Origin of the sequence: Streptomyces sp. NPDC058701 (assembly GCF_042715295.1) — a bacterium.
GTDB lineage: Bacteria > Actinomycetota > Actinomycetes > Streptomycetales > Streptomycetaceae > Streptomyces.
In genome coordinates, this window is record NZ_JBHXSY010000006.1 from 176,009 (window position 1) to 200,251 (window position 24,243).

Sequence of the window (24,243 nt, forward strand, 5' to 3'; positions counted from 1 at the left end):
GGGCCACCTCCTCCCGTCCGCAACGCGGACCTCGCCGTGTCACTCTTTCTACGACACGGCTCTGACATTTGGGGCACCCGGATCGGCTGTCGGCGAGTCGGGCAACGCACCACGGTAGGGCCGGGAGCGGCGTCAGCCAATCTTGTTATCCACAGGCTGTGTGGATGAGATGTGGACGACGGCGCCAATGCTGTGGGTAACTCGCCGGAAGCTGTGTACGGACCGGGGGACGACGCTGTGGACAAAATCACCCGCCCTGCCGCGTTACCCCTGCTGACCTGCCATTTCTCCCTCCGGAGCCCAGGTGTCGGAAAAAAACTCGCCACTGTCCTGAGATCGCCTCCAACGGGGTGGGAAGAACGCGCAAGTCAGCGCACCTGTAAGGATCCCAGCACCCTTGCATCCATTACCTGTGGAAGATTAGATTGACCGCATGACACAGGCCCCCGCCGCGCCGAAGGCTGCGCCGAGACGACACGACCGAGAGATCTTCGCTCTCGCCGTACCCGCCTTCGGCGCGCTCGTCGCCGAACCCCTCTTCCTGATGGCCGACAGCGCCATCGTGGGACACCTCGGCACTCCCCAGCTGGCCGGCCTCGGCATCGCCGCCGCACTGCTCACCACCGCCGTGAGCATCTTCGTCTTCCTCGCCTATGCCACCACCGCGGCCGTCTCCCGCCGGGTGGGGGCCGGTGACCTGAGGGCGGCGATCCGGCAGGGCATGGACGGCATTTGGCTCGCCCTTCTGCTCGGCGCAGCCGTCATCGTGGTCGTCCTGCCCGCCGCACCCTGGTTCGTGTCCGTCTTCGGCGCCTCCGACACCGTCGCCCCGTACGCCGTCACCTATCTGAGGATCTCCACGCTCGGCATCCCGGCCATGCTCATGGTCCTGGCCGCCACCGGCGTCCTCCGCGGCCTCCAGGACACCCGTACGCCGCTCTACGTCGCCATCGGGGGCTTCGCCCTCAACGGAGTCCTGAACGTCGCCCTCGTCTACGGAGCGGACCTCGGCATCGCCGGCTCGGCGTGGGGCACCGTCATCGCCCAGTGCGCCATGGCCGCGGCCTACCTCGTCGTCGTCGTGCGCGGAGCACGGCGGCACGGCGCCTCACTGCGGCCCGACGCCACCGGGATCCGGGCCTGCGCCAAGGCCGGAGCGCCGCTGCTGGTCCGTACCCTCTCCCTGCGCGCCGTCCTGCTGATCGCGACCGCAGTGGCCGCGCGGCTCGGCGACGCCGACATCGCGGCGCACCAGATCCTGCTCTCCCTATGGAGCCTGCTCGCCTTCGCCCTGGACGCCATCGCCATCGCGGGACAGGCCATCATCGGCCGCTACCTCGGTGCGGGCGACACCGCGGGCGCCAAAGCCGTATGCCGCCGCATGGTCCAGTGGGGAATCGTCTCGGGTGTCGTCCTCGGCCTGCTCGTGGTCCTGGCCCGCCCGGTGTTCGTTCCCCTGTTCACCAGCGATCCGGCAGTGGAGGACGCCCTGCTGCCCGCACTGCTGGTGGTGGCCGTCTCCCAGCCGGTCTCCGGCATCGTCTTCGTCCTCGACGGGGTGCTGATGGGCGCCGGAGACGGCCGCTACCTGGCCTGGGCCATGCTGCTGACACTGGCGGTCTTCACCCCGGCCGCACTGCTCGTCCCGGCCGTGGGCGGAGGCTTGACCACGCTCTGGTGGGCCATGACGCTGATGATGCTGGTCCGCATGGTCACCCTCCAGCTCCGGGCACGCTCGGGCCGGTGGCTGGTCGCGGGAGCCACCCGCTAGGGCGGTGTTTCACGTGAAACACGACGCCCAACCTGGTTTCACGTGAAACACGAAGGCACACGGCCGACGCTGTTTCACGTGAAACAGCGCGTGCCCGACGGCTTTGGATACGAAGAAGGGCCGCACCCCACCGGGGTGCGGCCCTTCGTGTGCAGCCCTTAGGCGGCGACGACCTCGATGCCCACGTTCGCGGCCACGTCGGCGTGCAGACGCACGGAGACCTGGTACGAACCGAGGGTCTTGATCGGGGCGCCCAGCTCCACGCGGCGCTTGTCGACCTTCGGGCCGCCCGAGGACTCGATCGCCGTGGCGATGTCGGCCGGGGTAACGGAACCGAAGAGACGACCGGCGTCACCCGCGCGGGTGGCCAGACGGACCTTCACGCCCTCGAGCTTGGCCTTGAACTCATTGGCCTGCTCGATGGTCGCGATCTCGTGGATCTTGCGGGCGCGGCGGATCTGCGCCACGTCCTTCTCGCCACCCTTGGTCCAGCGGATCGCGAAACCACGCGGGACCAGGTAGTTGCGAGCGTAGCCGTCCTTGACGTCGACGACATCGCCGGCGGCACCGAGGCCAGAGACCTCGTGGGTAAGGATGATCTTCATTGGTCGGTCACCCTTTCCTTATCGCGCGGTGGACGTGTAGGGCAGCAGTGCCATCTCACGGCTGTTCTTCACAGCCGTGGCGACGTCACGCTGGTGCTGCGTGCAGTTGCCGGTGACGCGGCGGGCACGGATCTTGCCGCGGTCGGAAATGAACTTCCGCAGCATGTTCGTGTCCTTGTAGTCCACGTACACGGTCTTGTCCTTGCAGAACGCGCAGACCTTCTTCTTAGGCTTGCGCACAGGCGGCTTCGCCATTGTGTCTCTCCTGTGTGATCAAGAAGTGGGGGTGAGAGCTGCCCTAGAAGGGCGGCTCCTCCGAGTAGCCACCGCCGGTGCCGCCGGAGCTTCCGCCCCAGCCGCCCCCGCCGCCGCTCTGCGGCTGCTGGCCGCCGGCCGGCGCGCTGGACGCCCACGGGTCGTCGGAGGGACCTCCGCCGCCCTGCGGGGCGCCGCCACCGGGGGCTCCGCCCCAGTTGCCGCCGCCGCCACCCTGCTGCTGACCGCCGCCGCCGTATCCACCCTGGCCACCGCGACCGGTGGTCTTGGTGACCTTGGCCGTGGCGCTCTTCAGGCTGGGGCCGACTTCCTCGACGTCCAGCTCGTAGACCGTGCGCTTGACACCCTCACGGTCCTCGTAGGACCGCTGCTTCAGCCGGCCCTGCACGATGACGCGCATGCCCCGCTGAAGGGACTCGGCGACGTTCTCCGCCGCCTGACGCCAGACCGAGCAGGTGAGGAACAGGCCTTCGCCGTCCTTCCACTCATTGGTCTGCTTGTCGAAGATGCGGGGAGTGGACGCGACACGGAACTTCGCGACCGCCGCACCCGAGGGGGTGAAGCGCAGCTCGGGGTCGTCGACGAGATTGCCGACGACCGTGATGACGGTCTCGCCTGCCATGGATGAACCTCTCGGCGGGGATTGCTGCTGGGCTGCTGTGCTACTCGGTCCCGATTACCGCTGAACCGAAGTTCAGTGGGTCTCGGGGCGAAGGACCTTGGTCCGGAGAACCGACTCGTTCAGGTTCATCTGTCGGTCAAGCTCCTTGACGACCGCAGGCTCGGCCTGAAGGTCGATGACCGAGTAGATGCCCTCGGGCTTCTTCTTGATCTCGTAAGCGAGACGACGACGGCCCCAGGTGTCGACCTTCTCGACCTTTCCGTTGCCCTCACGGACGACGGAAAGGAAGTTCTCGATCAGCGGGGAGACAGCGCGCTCCTCGAGATCGGGGTCGAGGATGACCATCACTTCGTAGTGACGCATGTGGAACCCACCTCCTTTGGACTCAGCGGCCACGGTCGATCCGTGGCAGGAGGGTCGTGATGCGTGATGCACGGCATCCGTGAACAGACACCGCGCAGACCGTACAGACTACCCCGTCGACTCCTTCCGGTTGAAATCCGGCAGGAGGAGGCCACAATCTGTATCCATCGGGTGTGCTCGGTGCTATGCCCCCGGCCGGTCCGGAGGCAGGCCCCGCTGCACCGCTCTGCTTCAGCCAGGAGGTGCCTTCCGATGGCACAGGCAATGCGACGCCAGTCCTCCATCTCGCTCTTCGCGACCGACGGCAAGCCCCACCCGCTGCAGGACACCCTGATGGCGGTCACCCTGGTCCTCGGCGCCGTGGCGTTCGTCACGGCCTTCTTCGATCAGTTGCACCTGATCAGCTCGTGGACGGGCCTGATCGGCATCCTGACCGGTGCGTACGGACAGTTCGTCTCCGTGACGACACGCGAGCGCTTCGCGCTGATCATCGGCCTTGGCGCGTCTGCCTTCGGCTTCTACATGGGGATGGCCCACGGCGGCCTGTTCGGGGGCTGGCTGGGCTGACGGGACGCCTCCGCGACAGGGCACCGGCCGCGAGTCGGCCCGGGCCCCGGGCCCGTCCCCCAGATGGGTGGCGCCCCTGTCGCAGTAGGCTTCGCGCCATAGCCAGCGAAGCCGCCGGAGGAGACGCCCCGCATGAGCCTGTCCCTGAGGACCATCAGCCGAGAGCAGCATCTGGGTTACCTCCAGAGCCTGCCGTCGGCGAGCCACTGCCAGGTCCCGGCGTGGGCCGACGTGAAGAACGAGTGGCGTTCGGAGAACCTCGGTTGGTTCGACGGCTCCGGTGAACTCGTCGGCGCCGCGCTCGTCTTGTACCGGCAGCTGCCCAAGGTGAAGCGGTACCTCGCGTACCTTCCCGAGGGGCCGGTCATCAACTGGTACGCCCCCAACCTGGAGGAGTGGCTCCAGCCTATGCTGGCGCACCTCAAGCAGCAGGGTGCCTTCACGGTGAAGATGGGTCCGCCCGTCGTCATCCGGCGGTGGAACTCGACCGCCATCAAGGCCGGCATCCAGGACCCCGACGTCAAGCGCCTGCGCGACGTGGAGGCGTCGGTCATCGAACCCCGCGCCTTCGAGGTCTCGGACAAGCTGCGCCGCATGGGCTGGCAGCAGGCCGAGGACGGCGGTGCCGGCTTCGGCGACGTCCAGCCGCGCTACGTCTTCCAGGTGCCCCTGGCCAACCGTTCGCTCGACGACGTCCTCAAGGGCTTCAACCAGCTGTGGCGCCGCAACATCAAGAAGGCCGAGAAGGCCGGTGTCGAGGTCGTCCAAGGCGGCTACGAGGACCTGCCGACCTGGCAGCGCCTCTACGAGATCACGGCCGAGCGCGACAAGTTCCGCCCTCGCCCGCTCAGCTACTTCCAGCGCCAGTGGACGGCCCTCAACTCCGAGGATCCCAACCGGATGCGGCTCTACATCGCCACGCACGAGGGGGAGCCGCTCGCCGCCGCCACGATGCTCACCGTCGGCCAGCACGTCTGGTATTCGTACGGAGCGTCCGCCAACCACAAGCGCGAGGTGCGGCCGTCGAACGCGATGCAGTGGCGCATGCTGCGCGATTCCTACGCGCTCGGAGCCAGCGTCTACGACCTGCGCGGCATCTCTGACACGCTGGACGAGAACGACCACCTGTTCGGCCTCATCCAGTTCAAGGTCGGCACGGGCGGCGAGGCCGTCGAGTACGTCGGCGAATGGGACTTCCCGCTCAACAAGGTGCTGCACAAGGCCCTCGACATCTACATGTCGCGGCGCTGACCGCACCTCATCCCACCCACACCCCACACCGCTGCACCACGCAGCTCCACAGGAGAGGTTCCGGACGGGCATGGCGCTCACGCTCTACGTCGACACCGCGCGCTGGCGTGCGCACCAGAAGCAGATCCAGGACCAGTTCCCCGGGATGGTCCCGGTCTGCAAGGGCAACGGCTACGGCTTCGGCCACGAACGGCTGTGCGAGGAGGCGACCCGCATGGGCGCCGACGTCCTGGCCGTCGGGACGACGTACGAGGCCGCCAGCATCAAGGACTGGTTCGGCGGCGACCTGCTCGTCCTCACCCCGTTCCGTCGGGGCGAGGACCCGGTCCCGCTGCCGGACCGGGTCATCCGCTCGGTGTCCTCGCTGGACGGGGTCCGCGGTCTCGTGGGCGCCCGCGTGGTCATCGAGTGCATGAGCTCGATGCGCCGGCACGGCATCTCCGAACAGGACCTCGGCCAGCTGCACAGCGCCATCGAGGACGTCCGGCTGGAGGGCTTCGCCCTGCACCTGCCGCTGGACCGCCCAGACGGCTCGGACGCCGTCGAGGAGGTCATCGGCTGGATGGACCGTCTGCGCGCGGCCCGGCTGCCGCTGCACACCATGTTCGTCAGCCACCTGCGGGCCCAGGAGCTGGCGCGGCTCCAGCAGCAGTTCCCACAGACCCGCTTCCGGGCCCGCATCGGCACCAGGCTGTGGCTGGGGGACCACGAGGCGACCGAGTACCGCGGCGCGGTCCTCGACGTCACGCGCGTCTCCAAGGGCGACCGGTTCGGCTACCGCCAGCAGAAGGCCGCGTCCGACGGCTGGCTCGTCGTGGTCGCCGGCGGCACCTCGCACGGGGTGGGCCTGGAGGCCCCCAAGGCGCTGCACGGCGTGATGCCGCGGGCCAAGGGCGTCGCCCGGGCGGGCCTGGCCACCGTCAACCGGAACCTGTCGCCGTTCGTGTGGGCCGGCAAGCAGCGCTGGTTCGCGGAGCCGCCGCACATGCAGGTGTCGATCCTCTTCGTGCCCTCGGACGCCACCGAGCCGAAGGTCGGCGACGAGCTGGTGGCGCACCTGCGCCACACCACCACGCAGTTCGACCGGGTGCTCGACGCCTGAGCCCTCAGGGTCACTTCCCGGGGCGCACGCCCCAGCCGACCTGCTGTCCCTCCGAGGGCGCCGCGTACCGCGGCGCCCTCGCTGCGTCCGACAGCACGAACACGTCCGCGGCACCGTCCAGGACGCCGCCCGAGGGGTCATCCGAGCCGTCCCGGCGCACGACGTCCCGCTCGGGCATCAGGATGTCCCGCACGACGACCCCGCACAGGTACAGCGTGGCCAGCAGGTGGGCCGCGATGGCCAGCTGGTACCCCTCCACGGGCAGGCCCTGGTGCTTGTCGCCGCTGCTCGTGTAGGCGAGGTAGAACCAGATCCCGAAGAAGTAGACGATCTCTCCGGCCTGCCAGACCAGGAAGTCCCGCCAGCGCGGCCGGGCCAGCGCGGCGAGCGGGATCAGCCACAGCACGTACTGCGGCGAGTAGACCTTGTTGGCCAGGATGAACGCGGCGACGACCAGGAAGGCAAGCTGCGCGAAACGGGGCCGCCGCGGGGCGTACAGCGTGAGCAGCCCGATGGCGGCGCACAGCAGGAGCGTCAGGGCGGTCGCGTACGTGTTGGCACCGTCGAGGGGGTTGCCCGAGCGCTGGGAGATCAGCAGCCACACGGAGCCGAAGTCGATGGGGCGTTCCTGGCTGAAGGTGTAGAACTTCGACCAGCCGTCCCGGGCGAACAGCATCACCGGCAGGTTCACCGCGAGCCAGGCCACGGCCGCGCCGAGCACGGCTCCGCCGAAGGCCCGCCACTTCCCCGCCCGCCAGCAGAGGACGAACAGCACCCCGAGCAGCAGAACGGGGTAGAGCTTGGCAGCGGTGGCGAGGCCGATGAGGACGCCGAAGAGCACCGCCCGGCCGCGGGACCACGCGAGCATCCCGGCGGCGGTGAGAGCGATGGCCAGCAGGTCCCAGTTGATCGTCGCCGTGAGCGCGAAGGCGGGTGCGAGGGCGAAGAGCAGGGCGTCCCAGGGGCGGCGCCGGTGGGTGCGGGCGACGCACACGGCGATCACCGCGGCGCAGGCCATCAGCATGCCCGCGTTGACCATCCAGTACATCTGCTCGCGATGCTGCATGGAGCCGCTGCCCGGGGTCAGCCAGGAGGCGACCTCCATGAAGAGCCCGGTGAGCACCGGGTACTCCAGATACTCCATGTCGCCGGGGAGCCGGTCGAAGTACGGCGTCAGGTTGTCGGCGAAGCCCCGAACGGCGTACAGATGCGGGATGTCGGAGTAGCACGCGTGCGTGTACTGCGAGCCCGCTCCCCGGAACCACGCCCAGTCGTAGCAGGGCAGCTTCTGCACCATGCCGAGCGCGAACATGCCGATGGCGAGGAGGGCCACGACGCGGACCGGTCCCAGCCAGTGCCCGCCCAGCCGGGCGTAGCGGCCGAGCGGGCCGCCGATGAGCTCGCTGCCGGCCGCGGCAACCTCGTCCTGCTGGGTGGGCAGTACGGGGAGGTCCTCTTGCACCTTCGTCATGCGCTCATCCTGCCGTACGGGGCCGGACACGGGGGAAGGCCGTCGCACGGGGTGCGACGGCCTTCCTGTCCGGCTCGGGCGGCGGGTCAGCCTTCCGGGTTGCCGGTGGGCCACCCACCGCTGACGCCGCCCGGACGGCCCGGCCGGGTGTTCGACGGAGACGGCCCGCCGGTGGCGCCGCCGTCAGCGCCGCCGATGATGCCGCCGTTGTTCGCGCCTCCGCTGTCGGCACCACCGTTGGCACCGCCGTTGTTCGCGCCCCCGTTGTTGGCACCACCGTTGGCCGCTCCGGCCGCCGTGTTCGGGTCGCAGTACAGCTCCCACGGCTTGCAGGTGGGCTTCCCGCTCTTGGACGGCGTCGGGGACGGCGTCGGCGAGGGGCGGGAGGGGGAAGGCGAAGGTGACGAGGACGGGGAGGGAACCGCCGACGGCGTAGGGGACGGCGCGCCCGAGGAGTCCGCCTTGACGCCGATGTCCTCGGCCTCGGGGAAGTCCTTGACCGGTGCGTCCTTGAGCGCTTCGCGCATGTACTCGGTCCAGATGACGGCGGGGATGTCACCACCGTGGATGGAGTCGGTACCGCCCACGCCGTTCATGGACATCAGCTTCTTGTCCGCGGAGTTCGGGTCCGTGCGGAAGAGGGCCACGGAGGTGGACAGCTCCGGGGTGTAGCCGACGAACCACGCCGACTTGTTCTGGTCGGTGGTGCCGGTCTTGCCCGCGGCGGGCCGGCCCAGCTTCTTGACCTTGGTGCCGGTGCCGTTCTTGACCACGTTCTCCAGGACCTTGGTGACGTTGTCGGCGACGGCGCTGTCCATGGCCCGCTGTTCCTTGGGGGCCTCGAAACCGGACAATGGCTGCCCGTCCTTCGTGACCTCACTCACCGAGTACGGCTCGCGGTGCTTGCCGGAGGCCGCGAAGGTGGCGTAGGAGTCGGCCATGCGGATGGCGCTGGGGGTGGAGGTTCCGAGTGCGAAGGACGCGTTGTTGTTCTTGTCCATCGAGTCCTCGAGGATGCCCGTGGACTTGGCCATCTCGCGGACCTTGGAGTGTCCGACGTCGAAGACGAGCTGGGCGAACGGCACGTTGATGGACTTCTCCATCGCCTCGTTGAGGGTGACGTAGCCGAAGGGGGTCGGGCTCTCGTTCTTCTGCCGGAACGGCTTGCCGTCCGCGGCGAGCAGCGGCTTGCCCTGGCGGTTCTTGATCACCGTCAGGTCGTCGGCCATGTACTTGCTGTCGACCGAGATGCCCTCGCCGTTCGAGTTCTGGGTGCCGTGCTCCATCGCCGCGGCCAGGACGTACGGCTTCCAGGTCGAGCCGACCGGGACGCCGATGGTGTTGGCGTTGTTGCTGAAGTACTTCTGGTCCCAGCCCGGACCGCCGTACAGGGCCACGATCGCGCCGGTCTTCACGTCGACGGAGGCCGCGCCGAACTGCACGAAGGTGTCCAGTTCAGGGCGCAGTTTCTCGTCGAGGAAGTCGTTGCGGGTGTCCTCCACGGCCTTGACCAGGGCGTCCACCTTCGGCTTCTGGAAGGTGGTCTTGATCCGGTATCCGCCGAGGGCCATCTTTTCGGCGCTGATGTCCTTGGTCTTCATCACGTACTGCTTGGCCGTCTCGACCAGGTAGCCGATCTGGCCGGACATGCCGCGCGCCTGCGCCGACTCGACGAGGGCGGGGAAGGCCTCGGGCTTGTACTTCGCCCGCTCGTCCTTGGACATCCTCCCGACCTGCACCTGGCGGTCGAGCACCCAGCTCCAGCGCTGCTTCGCGCGCGCGGTGTTGGCCTCGGGCGTGGCCGAGGCGCCGATGCCGCCGTCCGGGTTGTACAGGTTGGGACCCTTGAGGACCGAGGCCAGGAAGGCGGACTCGGACGGGTTCAGCTCCTTGGAGTCCTTGCCGAAGTAGGCGCGGGCCGCGGCCTGGATGCCGTAGGCGTCCCGGCCGTAGTACGCGGTGTTGAGGTACCCGGCGAGGACCTTGTCCTTCTCCTCGGTGACACCGAGCCTGATCGAGATGAAGAGCTCGGTGACCTTCCTCTTGAGCGTCTGCTCGGAGTCCAGGAAGTTGTTCTTCACGTACTGCTGGGTGATGGTCGAGCCGCCCTGGGTCGAACCGCCCTTGGCCATGTTCCACACGGCGCGGACGATGCCCATGGGGTCGACGCCCTTGTCCGTCTCGAAGGACTCGTTCTCCGCGGCGATCACGGCGTTCTGCATCGACAGGGGGATCTGGTCGATGCCCACGATCTGCCGGTTCATCGATCCGCCGGTGGCCACCATCTGGGTGTCGTCGGCCCAGAGGAAGACGTTGTTCTGTGCCTCGGCCGCCTTGTTGGGGTCGGGGGTGCTCACCATGGCGATGCCGATGCCGGCTCCGGCCACGATGACCGCGAAGAAGCCCAGCACCGTCCCGCCGACGAGCTTCCAGGAGGGTACGAAGCGCTTCCAGCCGCCCCGGTCGGACCGCGGGTAGTTGATGAGTCGCTTGTCCGGGCGGCCGGCGCCGCGTCCCTGCTGCGCTCCACCGCCCCTTCCGCGGCCCGCGGAACCTCTCTGGGCGGCCCTGCGGGCCTCGGCACGGCTGCCGCGGGAGGGCTGTTCTGCGTACGGGCCGCTGGGCGACGCGGTGGGCACGCCGCGTCCGGCCTCGGCGCCCCGTCCGGGGCGTTGCGGGGCGGCCCGGCGGGACGAGGCGCGTCCACCGCCCTGGGGCTGCGGCGGTTTGCGGCGATGCTCGCTCATCGAACGACTACTCCTCGGGCAGGCGAGTGGCCTGGAAGCGGCGGGTGAATTCCGGTTCCCCCGGTGTCATGGCCCACAGACTACGCACGCTCAAAACCCGAACAGTGCCGAAGTTCACCCCAAATCAGGCAACTTGCCTCGTACGAATTCGTGATGTGATGCCGGTCACCATGTCGCCCCTTGTCGCAAGAGGCTGCTCGATCTATCGTCTGGATGTATCGAGTCGATACATCAGCTCGACATAAGACCTCAGAGTCGGAGGAGGGGCAGGCGGATGAGCAGGCGCTCAGGCATCCTGGAATTCGCCGTCCTCGGCCTGCTTCGCGAATCCCCCATGCACGGATACGAGCTGCGCAAGCGGCTCAACACCTCGCTGGGGGTGTTCCGGGCGTTCAGCTACGGGACGCTCTATCCCTGCCTCAAGACGCTGGTCACCAACGGCTGGTTGATCGAGGAACCGGGCAACGCTCCGGAAGACGCTCTCGCCGCTTCACTCGCAGGGCGCCGCGCCAAGATCGTCTATCGGTTGACGGCCGCGGGCAAGGAGCACTTCGAGGAGCTGCTCTCCCACACGGGGCCCGACACCTGGGAGGACGAGTCCTTCGCCGCCCGCTTCGCCTTCTTCGGTCAGACCGAGCGAGAAGTGCGCATGCGGGTACTGGAGGGCCGCCGCAGTCGGCTGGAGGAGCGCCTGGAGAAGATGCGCGCCTCAATCGCCCGCACACGGGAGCGTCTCGACGACTACACGCTGGAGCTGCAGCGGCACGGCATGGAGTCGGTGGAGCGCGAAGTGCGCTGGCTGAACGAGCTCATCGAGAGCGAGCGGGCGGGACGGGATCAGAGACGATCCGGTCCGTCCGACGAAACTGCAAAATGAGGCCTGCATCTCGCAGGCCTCGTCCGAGAACAAACAGGGAGCAACCGGAATGGGTTCGGTTCGCGTAGCCATCGTCGGCGTAGGCAACTGCGCCGCCTCGCTGGTGCAGGGCGTCGAGTACTACAAGGACGCCGACCCGGCGGCCAAGGTCCCCGGTCTGATGCACGTCCAGTTCGGCGACTACCACGTGCGTGACATCGAGTTCGTCGCCGCGTTCGATGTCGACGCGAAGAAGGTCGGCCTCGACCTTTCGGACGCCATCGGCGCCAGCGAGAACAACACCATCAAGATCTGCGACGTCCCGAACGCCGGTGTGACCGTTCAGCGCGGCCACACCCTGGACGGCCTGGGCAAGTACTACCGCCTGACGATCGAGGAGTCCACCGAGGCTCCGGTCGACGTGGTCCAGATCCTCAAGGACCGCCAGGTCGACGTCCTGATCTGCTACCTGCCCGTCGGCTCCGAGAACGCGGCGAAGTTCTACGCGCAGTGCGCCATCGACGCCAAGGTCGCCTTCGTCAACGCCCTCCCGGTCTTCATCGCCGGCACCAAGGAGTGGGCTGACAAGTTCACCGAGGCCGGTGTCCCGATCGTCGGCGACGACATCAAGTCCCAGGTCGGCGCGACCATCACGCACCGTGTGATGGCGAAGCTGTTCGAGGACCGCGGCGTCCGTCTTGAGCGCACCATGCAGCTCAACGTCGGCGGCAACATGGACTTCAAGAACATGCTCGAGCGCGACCGCCTCGAGTCGAAGAAGATCTCCAAGACGCAGGCCGTCACCTCGCAGATCCCGGACCGGGACCTCGGCGAGAACAACGTCCACATCGGCCCGTCCGACTACGTCGCGTGGCTCGACGACCGCAAGTGGGCCTACGTCCGCCTCGAGGGTCGCGCCTTCGGCGACGTCCCGCTGAACCTCGAGTACAAGCTCGAGGTGTGGGACTCCCCGAACTCGGCCGGTGTCATCATCGACGCCCTGCGCGCCGCGAAGATCGCGAAGGACCGCGGTATCGGTGGCCCGATCCTGTCGGCCTCCAGCTACTTCATGAAGTCCCCGCCGGTGCAGTACTTCGACGACGAGGCCTACGCCAGCGTCGAGAAGTTCATCAAGGGCGAGGTCGAGCGCTAGTCGAGCCCAAGGGTCCTCCGGACACCTGGACTTAGGCTGTTCTTCCGCGGAGGGTCCCCGGGCAATGTGCCCGGGGACCCTCCGCGTATGTGACCCTTGCCCTCATGCCTGCCGTACGTCATCTGCGCGTACTCCTGCGCCTGAGGGACTTCCGGAACCTGCTCGCCGTACGGCTGTTCTCACAGTCGGCCGACGGTGTCTACCAGGTCGCTCTCGCGGCCTACGTGGTCTTTTCACCGGAGAAGCAGACCTCTCCGGCTGCCATCGCCTCGGCCATGGCCGTGCTGCTGCTTCCCTACTCGGTCATCGGCCCCTTCGCCGGGGTCCTCCTCGACCGCTGGCGCCGCCGACAGGTCTTCCTCTACGGCAACCTCCTGCGCGCCTTCCTCGCCTGCGTCACCGGGATGCTGATCGTCGCCCACGTGCCCGACTGGCTGTTCTACGCCTCGGCCCTGTCGGTGACGGCCGTCAACCGGTTCGTGCTGGCCGGACTGGCCGCGTCCCTGCCCCACGTCGTCGGTCCCGAACAGCTCGTGACGGCCAACGCCCTCTCGCCCACGGCCGGAACGCTCGCCGCGGTCGCGGGCGGGGGGCTGGCCTTCCTCGTCCGGGTGCTGGCGGCCGACTCCGACGCGCTCGTCGTACTTCTCGGAGCCGGCCTCTACCTGTGCGCGGCCCTGGTCTCCCTGCGCCTTGCCATCGGCCTCCTGGGGCCCGACCACCCTCCGGGCCGGCTCCGCCCGTCGGTCGCCGAGGGAGCCGCCCACACCGTGCGGGGCATGGTCGAGGGGCTGCGGCACCTGGCCTCCCGGCGGGAAGCCGCCCAAGCGCTCGCGGCCATGACCCTGATGCGGTTCTGCTACGGGGCCCTGTTCGTCATGCTGCTGATGTTGTGCCGCTACTCCTGGTCGGACAACGAGTCCGACGGTCTGGCGCTGCTGGGCATCGCGATCGGTGTCTCGGGGGCCGGATTCTTCGCGGCCGCCCTCATCACTCCCTGGCTGGTGGGCCGGCTCGGCACCCGCGGGACGATCACCGTCTGCGCCGCGGGCGCTGCGGTGCTGGTGCCGTCCCTCGGGCTGTTCTTCACCCCCGGCCCGATGCTGGCCGCCGCGTTCGTCCTGGGGCTCGCCACCCAGGGCGCCAAGATTGCGACCGACACGGTCGTGCAGTCCCAGGTGGACGACGCCTACCGCGGCCGCGTCTTCGCCCTCTACGACGTGCTGTTCAACATCGCGTTCGTCGGAGCAGCGGCGGTCGCCGCCCTGATGCTCCCCGTCGACGGGCGCTCCGTGACGCTGATCGTCAGCGTGGCCGCCCTGTACGCCGCGACAGCGGCGCTGCTGGGTCGGCAGGGGCGACGTTTCACGTGAAACGTGGCTCCCGCCGACCCGTGCCGTATCGATGTTTCACGTGAAACACCGCCACGGGCCCTCCTGCCTCAGTCCTGCGAGGCCCACCACTCCTTGAGCGCGGCGACGGCCGCCTCCCGCTCCATCGGCCCGTTCTCCAGGCGCAGCTCCAGCAGGAACGCGTACGCCCGGCCGATGACGGGGCCGGGCCCGACGTCCAGCACCCGCATGATCTCGTTGCCGTCCAGGTCGGGGCGGATCGAGTCCAGCTCCTCCTGGTCCTGGAGCTGCGCGATGCGCTCCTCCAGCCCGTCGTAGGTCCGGGACAGGGCGTTGGCCTTGCGCTTGTTCCGCGTGGTGCAGTCGGACCGGGTCAGCTTGTGGAGACGCTCCAGCAGCGGGCCCGCGTCACGGACGTAGCGCCGCACCGCCGAGTCGGTCCACTCCCCGTCCCCGTAGCCGTGGAAGCGCAGGTGCAGCTCCACCAGGCGGGACACGTCCTTGATCATGTCGTTGGAGTACTTCAGCGCGGTGAGGCGCTTCTTGGTCATCTTCGCGCCCACCACCTCGTGGTGGTGGAAGGAGACCCGGCCGTCGCTCTCGAAACGGCGGGTGCGCGGCTTGCCGATGTCATGCAGCAGGGCCGCGAGCCGCAGCACCAGGTCGGGACCGTCCTCCTCCAGCGCGATCGCCTGCTCCAGCACGATCAGGGAGTGGTCGTAGACGTCCTTGTGCCGGTGGTGTTCGTCACTCTCCAGCCGCAGCGCGGGCAGCTCGGGAAGCACCCGGTCCGCCAGCCCGGTGTCCACGAGCAGGCCCAGCCCCTTGCGCGGATGGGCGGAGAGGACGAGCTTGTTCAGCTCTCCCTGCACCCGCTCCGCGGAGACGATCTCGATCCGGTCGGACATGGCCTTCATCGCGGCCACGACCTCCGGGGCCACCTCGAAGTCCAGCTGCGCCGCGAACCGGGCCGCCCGCAGCATGCGCAGCGGATCGTCGGAGAAGGAGTCCTCGGGCGTGCCGGGCGTACGGAGGATTTCCGCGGCCAGGTCCTCCAAACCGCCGTGCGGGTCGATGAACTCCTGTTCCGGCAGGGCCAGGGCCATGGCGTTGACCGTGAAGTCCCGCCTGACCAGGTCTTCCTCGATGGAGTCGCCGTAGGAGACCTCCGGCTTGCGGGAGGTACGGTCGTACGCCTCCGAGCGGTAGGTGGTCACCTCGATCTGGAAGCCGTCCTTCTGCGATCCGACGGTGCCGAAGGCGATGCCGACGTCCCACACGGAGTCGGCCCACGGTCGGACGATCTTCAGCACGTCCTCGGGGCGGGCGTCGGTGGTGAAGTCGAGATCGTTGCCGAGACGCTCCAGCAGCGCGTCGCGGACGGACCCGCCGACCAGGGCGAGGCGGAAGCCCGCCTGCTGGAAACGGCGGCCGAGATCGTCGGCGACAGGGGCGATCCGCAGCAGTTCGCTCACCGCGCGGCGCTGCACCTGACTCAGGGCACTGGGGCTGTCTTCGTTGGCATTCGGCACAACAGAAAAGGGTACGTGGCCTGCCCGGTCCGGGCTTCCCCGTTTTGTTGCCACCCCGGTACGCAACCGCCCCGGGGCGGAGCCGATCATGTGGAGCAAGACGCGGCACTCGCGCACAGCGGGTCTCGTTACCATCAGTGGACGCACAGACGACGACCACTGACACTTCGAGGAACGGGCTAGCGCGTGGCCGAGGCGGCAGAGATCAAGGGGGCGTCCCCCGCCCCTGTCCGGCGCCGGTGGATGCGACGGGCGGTGGTCCTGCTCGCGGGAACGCCCGTGCTGGCCGCTCTGATCTACTCTCCCGCCCCCGAGGCCCAGGCTGCCCCCGGACCCTCGGTCGACGTCCAGCTGACGTCCATGGCTCCCGCGGCCCCGGTCAAGGGCGACACCCTCACCATCTCCGGCACCGTGGTCAACAACGGCTCCGACACGATCACCGACGCCCACGTCGGGCTGCGGGTCGGTCCCGCTCTGGCGGACCGGGCCTCCATCGACGACGTGGCGGACCGCACCGGTTTCCGGGCCGGCACGGACCCGGGCGAGATCGACCCGGCCTACGCCGCGAAGATCCCCTCACTGCCCCCGAAGGCCGGCCAGGACTTCACCCTCTCGGTCCCGGTGAACAAGCTGGAGCTGGACAAGGACGGCGTGTACCAGCTCGGCGTCTCGCTGTCCGGGGCGACCGACCGGCGGCCCTCCGAACAGGTCCTCGGCATCAAGCGGACCTTCCTCCCCTGGCAGCCGGACGCCGCCGCCAAGCGCTCCAGCCTCACCTTCGCGTGGCCGCTGATCGCCCACACCCGGGTGACCGCGGAGACCGGCTCCGACGAACTGCAGACCCCGGTCTTCCTCGACGACTCGCTCGCCCAGGAGCTTGAGCCCAGCGGCCGCCTGGGCCAGATGATCACTCTGGGCAAGGACCTCCCCGTCACCTGGGTGATCGACCCCGACCTGCTCTTCACGGTCGACGCGATGACCAAGGGCTACCGGGTCCGCGGTCCCGACGGGAAGATCGTCCAGGGCAGGAAGAAGGCCGTCGCCGAACAGTGGCTGAGCTCGCTGGAAGCCGCGGTGCAGGGCAAGAAGGTCGTCGCGCTGCCCTTCGCCGACCCCGACCTCGCCTCCCTCGCACACCAGGGCAAGGACGTCTCGGGGACCCTGGGCCAGCTCCGGCCCGCCACCGACAAGGCGAAGGACGCGGTCGAGACCGTCCTGCACGTCCCGGCCTCCACCGATTTCTCCTGGCCCGTGAACGGCGCCATCGACCCCTCGATCGTCAACGTCGCCACCTCGGCCGGCGCCCACAACGTCCTGACCCGGAGCGACAGCCTCACGGAGACCGGGGCCCTCGGCTACACGCCCTCGGCCGCCCGGCCCATCGGCGCGGGCACCACGGCGGTCGTGGCGGACGAGGAGCTCTCCACCGCCTTCGAGGGCGACATGCTGCGCGCCGAGAACTCCACGCTCGCCGTGCAGCGGTTCCTCGCCCAGAGCCTCGCCCTCAACCTGCAGAAGACCGACGAGCAGCGCAGCTTCGTCGTCGCCCCGCAGCGCATGCCGTCCGCCAGCCAGGCGAACTCGATGGCCACCGCTCTGCGCAGCCTCCAGGCGGGCCGCTGGACCCAGCCCGGCGACCTCGAGTCCGCGGCCGCGGCCAAGCCCGACCCCGGCGCCGCCACCCAGGTACCCGGAGCGGGGGAGTACCCCGAGGCACTGCGCAAACAGGAACTGCCGGTGGCGGCGTTCGAGAAGATCCGCACCACGCAGAACACCCTCGACCACTTCAAGGTCATCCTCGCCGCGCCCGACCGCGTGGAGATCCCTTTCGGCAACGCCACCAACCGGGAGATGTCCACCTCCTGGCGCGGGCGTCCGGAGGAGGCCAAGGTCTACCGGGACCAGGTACAGGACTATCTGATCGGCCTGACGGAGAAGGTCAAGGTCATTCCCAAGTCCGACGCCACCCTGTCCGGTCACAGCGCCACCATCCCGGTCAGCGTCCAGAACAGCCTCGTCCAGGATGTGCACAACCTCGTCCTGCGGGTGAAGTCGGCGAACCCGACCCGCCTGATGTTCAGCGACAGCGAACAGGAGGTCACCGTCCAGGGCGGGCACAGCCAGACCGTAAAGTTCACCGCGAACGCCACGGCGAGCGGCCCGGTCGAGGTCACCGCACAGCTCTTCACCGAAGACGGCGTCCCCTACGGCAAGGCACGCACCTTCACCGTCGAGGCCACCGAAATCACCCCCACCGTCATGCTGGTCATCGCCGGCGGTGTGCTCCTCCTCGTCTTGGCGGGCATCAAGATGTACGCCAGCCGCAAGCGCGTCGCGGCGCGCGCGGCCGCCGAGGAGAGCACGCAGCCGAGTGACGAGTCCACGGACACCGGACCGCAAAGCACCGACGCGTCCGGCACGGGTGAGACAGTGGACCGTTGAGCGACGCCGTGGCCGGTCGGCCTGGGGACGATGAGGTGGGGTTTCGATGAACGCGCCGTACGACGGTGACCGCGCGCAGGGCACTGGCGGGCCCGCGCCCAGCCAGGGCACTGCCCCGGGCACCCCGGTGCCCGGGCAGGTTCCCGCGCCCGCGCCCGCACCGGACCACGACCCGTATGTCCAGGGAGCCTACGACTACGACCCGTACCGGTCGCAGGACCTGTCGGCCCAGGACCCCGTCGCCGAGGTCCTCTACGACCGGGCCTCGCACCCCCCGCCGCCGCCCGGCACCTACCAGGAGCCGGGCCCGCTCTACGCGGCCCCGTCCGCACCCCCGTACTCCCCCGACCCGCGCGTTTGGGCCCAGACTCCGCCGCCCGAGCCGGACGGCCCGTCGAGACACCTGCCGTACGGGGACCGCTCCACGACCACCCAGTTCGTCGGCGTGGACTCCCTCGTGACCAATGCCTCGGACGAGCAGCCCGCACCGGACGCCTTCGCGCACCTGTACCGGGACCAGGAGGCGGCGCCCCGCACCCCGGCGGAGGACGCCCCGGTGGCGGCCCCGGCACCGGCCAAACCGGCCGGTCGGACATCCAGCCTGCTCAAGTCCAGCGCACTGATGGCCGCCGGCACGATCGTCTCCCGCATCACCGGCTTCCTGCGGACCCTGGTCATCGCCGGTGCCATCGGCGTCGGCACCTTCAACGACACGTACCAGATCGCCAACACGCTGCCCACGATGATCTACGTGCTGGTCGGGGGCGGTGCGCTCAACGCCGTCTTCATCCCCCAGCTCGTCCGGGCCATGAAGAACGACAGCGACGGCGGACAGGCGTACGCCAACCGGCTGCTCACGCTCGTCGTGGTGCTGCTCGCCGCGATCACCACCGTCTGCGTGCTGGCCGCCCCGGTGTTCATCACGATGATGTCGCCGAAGATCGCCTCCGACCCCCAGCAGATGGACGTCGCGGTCGCCTTCGCCCGCTACTGCCTGCCCACCATGTTCTTCATGGGCGTCCACGTGGTCCTCGGTCAGATCCTGAACGCCCGGGGCCGGTTCGGCGCGATGATGTGGACCCCGGTCCTCAACAACATCGTCGTCATCGCCACCTTCGGTGCCTTCATCTGGGCGTTCGGCGGCTTCACCACCTCCGGCGTCAACGCCACCACCGTCACCGCGGACGGCGTCCGTCTGCTGGGCCTGGGCACCCTGCTGGGTCTGACCGTCCAGGCCCTCGCGATGCTGCCCTACCTGCGCGACGCCGGCTTCGCCCCGCGCCTGCGCTTCGACTGGAAGGGCCACGGCCTGGGCAAGGCCGCCCGCCTGGCCAAGTGGACGTTCTTCTTCGTCCTCGCCAACCAGGTCGGCCTCGTCGTCGTCACCCAGCTCGCCACGTGGGCCGGTTCGGTCGCCGAGAAGCAGGGCCACCCCGGTACGGGCATCACCGCCTACAACTACGCGCTGCTGCTCTGGCAGATGCCGCAGGCCATCATCACCGTCTCCGTCATGACGGCCGTCCTCCCCCGGATCTCCCGCTCGGCCCACGACGGGGACGCCGCGGCCGTCCGTGACGACATCTCGTACGGGCTGCGCACCTCCGCCGTCGCGATCGTGCCCTGTGCCTTCGCGTTTCTCGCCCTCGGCGTCCCGATGGCGACCCTGCTCTACGCCGGCTCCGGCTCCGGCGCCCAGAACATCGGCTACGTCCTGATGGCCTTCGGCCTCGGACTGATCCCGTACTCCGTCCAGTACGTCGTCCTGCGCGGCTTCTACGCCTACGAGGACACCCGGACGCCCTTCTACAACACGGTCATCGTCGCCGCCGTCAACGCGGCGGGCTCCGCGGCCTCCTTCTTCCTCCTGCCCGCGCGCTGGGCCGTCGTCGGCATGGCCGCCGCCTACGGCCTCGGCTACGCCGTCGGCGTCGGCGTCGCCTGGCGCCGGCTGCGCAACCGGCTCGGCGGTGACCTCGACGGCGCCCATGTGATGCGCACCTACGCCCGCCTGACCGGGGCGTGCGTCCCGGCCGCCGCGGTGGCGGGAGCCGCCGCGTACGGGATCACCCAGTGGCTCGGCAGCGGAGTGGCCGGCTCCGCCGCCGCCCTCGTCGCCGGCGGAATCGCCTTGGCGGCGGTGTTCCTCATCGCCGCCAAGCGGATGAGGATCGAAGAGCTCAACGCGATGGTCGGAATGGTCCGCGGACGTTTGGGGCGCTGATGCGCACAACCGTCGGGCCCCATCGCGTGTCGTGCATAGCGTCGGACTGTGGGCACAATTGGCATGGCTTCGCAGACTGGCCTACAGCGCGCAACGGATGGGGAGGCGGAACCGACGGTGGCGGAACGTAGCACGGCTGCCGTCGGCGTGGCCGACAACAGCGGCGATGAGCCGCTGGCCGCAGATGCGGCCAAGGCCACGGCCGACGGGGTGGACACCCAGAACGGACGAGCCGCGGACGGGCCCGTGCTCGAAAAGGACGGCGAACGGATCGGCGCGGCCCCCGCGGCCGCCCCCGAACTCCACAGCGGCCACAAGCTCGCCAGACGCTACCGCCTCGAGGAATGCGTCACCCGTGTGGACGGATTCAGCAGCTGGCGTGCGATGGACGAGAAGCTGCGCCGGGCCGTGGGCGTGCACCTGCTGCCCGCCGACCACCCGCGGGCCCGCTCCGTGCTGGCGGCGGCCCGCTCCTCGGCCCTCCTCGGCGACCCCCGGTTCGTACAGGTCCTCGACGCCGTGGAGGAGAACGACCTCGTCTACGTCGTACACGAGTGGCTGCCCGACGCCACCGAGCTGACCGCGCTCCTGGCCGCCGGCCCGCTGGAGGCCCACGAGGCCTACCAGCTCGTCAGCCAGATCTCCCAGGCGATGACCGCCGCGCACCGCGAGGGCCTCGCCCACCTGCGGCTGACGCCCAGCGCGATACTGCGTACCTCCTCGGGCCAGTACCGCATCCGCGGCCTCGCCGTGAACGCCGCTCTGCGCGGCATCACCAGCGAAACCCCGCAGCGCGCCGACACCGAAGCCATCGGCGCCCTCCTGTACGCCGCCCTGACCCAGCGCTGGCCGTACGAGAACGATGCCTACGGGCTCACCGGCCTGCCCAAGGGCGTGGGCCTGATCGCACCCGACCAGGTACGCGCCGGGGTACACCGCAGCCTGGGCGAGCTCGCCATGCGCGCGCTCGCCAACGACGGCGCGACCGCCTCCCGTCAGGAGCCCGCCTTCACGACCCCGGAGGAGCTGGCCAAGGCCGTCGCCGCGATGCCCCGCATCAGGCCGCCGGAGCCCACCTTCACCGCTCCGCCCGAGTACCAGCACACGACCTATCAGCAGGGCAGCTACGGCCGTCCCACGCCCCCCGGCACCCCCACGGCACCGTCGGTCGTGGTCGTCCCGCCGCCCCCGCTGCAGAGCCGCACCGGACGGGCGCTCAAGTGGGGCGTCGCCGCCCTGCTGATCGCCGCACTGGGCCTGGGCAGCTGGCAGCTCGCCGACACGCTCCTGGACCACCGGAGCCAGAGCGACAACGGCACGACGCAGGACGAGCCCGCCAAGACCGGTGACGACCCGAAGCCCGAGCCGGTCAAGGTCCCCATCAAGGGCGCCCTCGAGTACTACCCGGACGGAACGGCGCAGAACGCCGAGGACGTCGCGAACAGCTACGACACCGATCCCGCGTCGTACTGGCGGACCAAGGTGTACAGCGACGGTCCCGACATGGACCCCTCCTTCAAGGCGGGCGTCGGCATCGTCTACGACCTGGGCTCCGAGCAGCAGGTCAACGCCGCGTCGATAGCGTTCAAGTACGGCGGCGACCACACCACCGCCACCCTGTACGCGACCAACAGCACGTCGTCCGCGACGCCCGTCGGCTCCATGCAGAAGATCGTTACCGGCAAGACCTCCGGCAAGCAGCTCGACCTCGCCACGGAGAAGCCGGTCATCACGCGCTACGTGGTCCTGTGGATCACTGCCATGCCGAAGTCCGGCGCGCATGAATTCAGCGGGTCCGGCTACAAGCAGGCCGTCACGAACGTCTCGTTCTCGCACAATTCCTAGTGGCAGAGAAAGCCGCAAACGCATTCCGGGGCCAGGGGAGCCCGATTTCCACAGCCCCGGAATGCGGTCGTGCTCGCTCGGGAATACGCGTCGACCCTCGGCCACTCGACTCGACGGGCCTGGCCGGACAGCACGGGCGGCCGGGTGCCAGGTGCCGAGTGCCGCACACCAGCAGGCGCGGGGAGCCCCCGAGAATTCCCCGGAAGCACCGCGCAGCGCAACGGCACCGCCAGGGCACGGAAATCCATTCCCCTCGATCGGCAACGGCAGAAGCACCGTCCAGGGTGACTGGAATGCCCGATTCTCGTCGTTTACTTTCTGCGGCAAACCCGATTCAATACCTGCACGGATCCGACCAGGGAGGGGAATCATGACGTCCCCGGCTGACGACCCCCGCTCGGGCACCGACCAGGACCTGCTCGCCCGCCACGTGGCCGGCGACCCCGAAGCCTTCGGCGAACTCGTACGACGCCACCGGGACCGCCTGTGGGCCGTCGCCCTGCGCACCCTCGGCGACCGCGAGGAGGCCGCCGACGCGGTGCAGGACGCCCTCGTCTCCGCATACCGGGCCGCCCACACCTTCCGCGGGGAATCGGCCGTCACCACCTGGCTGCACCGCATCACCGTGAACGCCTGCCTCGACCGCGCGCGCAAGGCCGCCTCCCGCAAGACCGCGCCCCTGGACGACACGGACCGCCTGGAGCGGCTCCTGGAGCCCCACGAGTCCGCCGAGGCCCCCGCGGAGCGCCAAGACCTCCACCGGCAGCTCCTGGCGGCCCTGGGCACCCTGCCGGCCGAGCAGCGGGCCGCGCTGGTCCTCGTGGACATGCAGGGGTACCCCGTCGCCGAGGCCGCCCACATCCTCGGCGTGCCCACCGGGACGGTCAAGAGCCGGTGCGCGCGGGGGCGGGCCAAACTGGCCCCGCTCCTCACTCATCTGCGCGCGAATGCCGGGGATAACACCGTCTCCGGCCGGGGAGGGAACCGGACGCCGGGCCCCTCCGTCACACCGTCGGCAGAACCCAGGCATCCAGACCCAGACGCTGTGAAGGGCGGAGGTGGACGACCGTGAGCCCCACGAGCGGCACGACCAGGCACCCGGACGTCTCGGAGATCTCCGACCTGGCCGAGGGGCTCCTCTCGCCCGCCCGCACCACCGAGGTCCGCCGCCATCTCGGCGACTGCGCCCTGTGCGCGGACGTCCGTGCCTCCCTGGACGAGATCCGCGGCCTGCTGGGCACCCTTCCGGGCCCTGCCCGCATGCCCGTGGACGTCGCCGGACGCATCGACGCGGCCATCGCCGCCGAAGCGCTCCTGGACGCCGCCCAGCACCCCGCGTCCTCCTTGGCCGCGCCCCGGAGCGACACCGCGGCCCCGGATGTTTCACGTGGAACAGCGTCCGGCTCGACCACCGGAAGCGACGTCCGTCGGCCCTCCGGTCACCCGGTCGGCCCAAGCGGCCCCGGTCGGCGCCGCGCCCGCCGCCGGATCGCCGTCATCACGGGCCTGGCCGGAGCCGCCGCCTGCGCCCTCGGGGTCTTCCTCTTCACCGACCTCTCTGGCGCCCCCGCCCAGAACGCCACCGCCCGCGGCGACGCCGCGTCCTCCGCGGCCCCGCCCACGGCTGGGGACGGGATCTTCACAGCCCAAGGCCTCCAGGACGACGTCCGCGAGCTGCTGGCCTCCGGTCCCGGCGCCAAGACGGCCCCACAGGAGCAGAACAACACCTTCGGCATGGAGAACATGTCTCCGGCGCCCGGAGTCGCCGAAGGCGGCGACCGTGCGGCCCCCGCCGTCCCCTCCTGCGTCCAGAACGGGACCGGGCGCCCCGACACCCCGCTCGCCGCCGCGCGCGGCAGCTACCGGGGCGCCCCGGTCTACCTCTTGGTTCTTCCGCACCCCGGCGACGCGTCCCGGGTCGACGCCTATCTCGTGGAAACCTCCTGCGAGTCCACCGGTGCGGACGCCCCCGGGAAGCTCCTGCTGTCGAGCACCCACCCGCGAAGCTGACCCCGCCGGATCGCGGCGGACAGCCGGGGAATGCGCGCGCCGTAGGATCCGTTGGGT

19 protein-coding genes are annotated in these 24,243 nt (G+C 69.6%); 12 read left to right on the plus strand and 7 right to left on the minus strand.

The window, feature by feature from the left end:
* Positions 1-433: 433 nt before the first annotated feature.
* Entirely contained in the window at positions 434-1,771 is a 1,338-nt protein-coding gene (locus ACFWW8_RS08695; protein WP_386525484.1) for an MATE family efflux transporter, read from the plus strand.
* A gap of 158 nt (positions 1,772-1,929) precedes the next feature.
* Here the strand turns inward: ACFWW8_RS08695 and rplI are convergent, their stop codons facing one another.
* The 4 genes from rplI to rpsF form a co-directional block, all read right to left on the minus strand.
* Complete coding sequence (rplI, locus tag ACFWW8_RS08700) at positions 1,930-2,376, minus strand: 50S ribosomal protein L9 (protein ID WP_383915913.1); 447 nt, start codon at positions 2,374-2,376, stop codon at positions 1,930-1,932.
* Positions 2,377-2,394: 18 nt separating this feature from the next.
* On the minus strand, positions 2,395-2,631 hold the full coding sequence (gene rpsR, locus ACFWW8_RS08705; RefSeq protein WP_003956534.1) for a 30S ribosomal protein S18: 237 nt from the start codon (positions 2,629-2,631) through the stop codon (positions 2,395-2,397).
* Positions 2,632-2,674: 43 nt separating this feature from the next.
* Positions 2,675-3,274, minus strand: a complete 600-nt coding sequence (locus ACFWW8_RS08710; protein ID WP_386525488.1) for a single-stranded DNA-binding protein — start codon at positions 3,272-3,274, stop codon at positions 2,675-2,677.
* A gap of 72 nt (positions 3,275-3,346) precedes the next feature.
* A complete protein-coding gene (rpsF, locus tag ACFWW8_RS08715; RefSeq protein ID WP_004950685.1) occupies positions 3,347-3,637 on the minus strand; it encodes a 30S ribosomal protein S6 in 291 nt (96 codons plus the stop codon).
* 252 nt (positions 3,638-3,889) lie between these two features.
* On the opposite strand from rpsF, the gene ACFWW8_RS08720 reads away from it, so the two are divergent.
* The 3 genes from ACFWW8_RS08720 to ACFWW8_RS08730 all read left to right on the plus strand — a co-directional run bounded on the left by ACFWW8_RS08720 (position 3,890) and on the right by ACFWW8_RS08730 (position 6,557).
* Positions 3,890-4,204: a hypothetical protein gene (locus ACFWW8_RS08720; protein WP_386525490.1), complete on the plus strand. Its 315-nt coding sequence runs from the start codon at positions 3,890-3,892 to the stop codon at positions 4,202-4,204.
* 132 nt (positions 4,205-4,336) lie between these two features.
* On the plus strand, positions 4,337-5,455 hold the full coding sequence (locus ACFWW8_RS08725) for a lipid II:glycine glycyltransferase FemX (RefSeq protein WP_386525492.1): 1,119 nt from the start codon (positions 4,337-4,339) through the stop codon (positions 5,453-5,455).
* A gap of 70 nt (positions 5,456-5,525) precedes the next feature.
* A complete protein-coding gene (locus tag ACFWW8_RS08730; RefSeq protein WP_386525495.1) occupies positions 5,526-6,557 on the plus strand; it encodes an alanine racemase in 1,032 nt (343 codons plus the stop codon).
* 10 nt (positions 6,558-6,567) lie between these two features.
* On the opposite strand, the gene ACFWW8_RS08735 is transcribed toward ACFWW8_RS08730, so the two are convergent.
* Together ACFWW8_RS08735 and ACFWW8_RS08740 are read right to left on the minus strand one after the other, a co-directional pair.
* Positions 6,568-8,028, minus strand: a complete 1,461-nt coding sequence (locus ACFWW8_RS08735; RefSeq protein WP_386525498.1) for a glycosyltransferase family 87 protein — start codon at positions 8,026-8,028, stop codon at positions 6,568-6,570.
* A gap of 86 nt (positions 8,029-8,114) precedes the next feature.
* The gene (locus ACFWW8_RS08740) at positions 8,115-10,775 is read right to left on the minus strand and encodes a transglycosylase domain-containing protein (protein ID WP_386525501.1); all 2,661 of its coding nucleotides are present in this window, start codon (positions 10,773-10,775) and stop codon (positions 8,115-8,117) included.
* A gap of 274 nt (positions 10,776-11,049) precedes the next feature.
* Between ACFWW8_RS08740 and ACFWW8_RS08745 the strand changes: the two genes are divergently transcribed.
* The 3 genes from ACFWW8_RS08745 to ACFWW8_RS08755 all read left to right on the plus strand — a co-directional run bounded on the left by ACFWW8_RS08745 (position 11,050) and on the right by ACFWW8_RS08755 (position 14,157).
* Positions 11,050-11,652 (plus strand): helix-turn-helix transcriptional regulator, encoded by a 603-nt coding sequence (locus ACFWW8_RS08745; RefSeq protein ID WP_386525504.1) that lies wholly within the window; start codon positions 11,050-11,052, stop codon positions 11,650-11,652.
* Positions 11,653-11,701: 49 nt separating this feature from the next.
* Positions 11,702-12,784, plus strand: coding sequence for an inositol-3-phosphate synthase (locus tag ACFWW8_RS08750; protein ID WP_386525507.1), 1,083 nt, complete (start codon positions 11,702-11,704; stop codon positions 12,782-12,784).
* Positions 12,785-12,888: 104 nt separating this feature from the next.
* A complete protein-coding gene (locus ACFWW8_RS08755; protein ID WP_386525510.1) occupies positions 12,889-14,157 on the plus strand; it encodes an MFS transporter in 1,269 nt (422 codons plus the stop codon).
* A 68-nt stretch (positions 14,158-14,225) separates the two neighbouring features.
* Here ACFWW8_RS08755 and ACFWW8_RS08760 read toward each other — a convergent pair whose 3' ends face one another.
* Entirely contained in the window at positions 14,226-15,668 is a 1,443-nt protein-coding gene (locus ACFWW8_RS08760; protein ID WP_386525513.1) for a CCA tRNA nucleotidyltransferase, read from the minus strand.
* A gap of 186 nt (positions 15,669-15,854) precedes the next feature.
* Here ACFWW8_RS08760 and ACFWW8_RS08765 point away from each other — a divergent pair, with 186 nt between their 5' ends.
* The 5 genes from ACFWW8_RS08765 (at position 15,855) to ACFWW8_RS08785 (ending at position 24,186) form a co-directional block, all read left to right on the plus strand.
* Positions 15,855-18,110, plus strand: a complete 2,256-nt coding sequence (locus ACFWW8_RS08765; protein WP_386525516.1) for a DUF6049 family protein — start codon at positions 15,855-15,857, stop codon at positions 18,108-18,110.
* A gap of 46 nt (positions 18,111-18,156) precedes the next feature.
* Positions 18,157-20,331, plus strand: a complete 2,175-nt coding sequence (gene murJ / locus ACFWW8_RS08770) for a murein biosynthesis integral membrane protein MurJ (RefSeq protein ID WP_386525519.1) — start codon at positions 18,157-18,159, stop codon at positions 20,329-20,331.
* A 117-nt stretch (positions 20,332-20,448) separates the two neighbouring features.
* Entirely contained in the window at positions 20,449-22,176 is a 1,728-nt protein-coding gene (locus ACFWW8_RS08775) for a protein kinase family protein (protein ID WP_386525522.1), read from the plus strand.
* 370 nt (positions 22,177-22,546) lie between these two features.
* Positions 22,547-23,248 (plus strand): RNA polymerase sigma factor SigM, encoded by a 702-nt coding sequence (gene sigM / locus ACFWW8_RS08780; protein ID WP_386525525.1) that lies wholly within the window; start codon positions 22,547-22,549, stop codon positions 23,246-23,248.
* A complete protein-coding gene (locus ACFWW8_RS08785; protein WP_386525527.1) occupies positions 23,245-24,186 on the plus strand; it encodes a hypothetical protein in 942 nt (313 codons plus the stop codon). The genes sigM and ACFWW8_RS08785 overlap by 4 nt, the downstream gene beginning before the upstream one ends.
* The last annotated feature ends 57 nt before the right edge of the window (positions 24,187-24,243 follow it).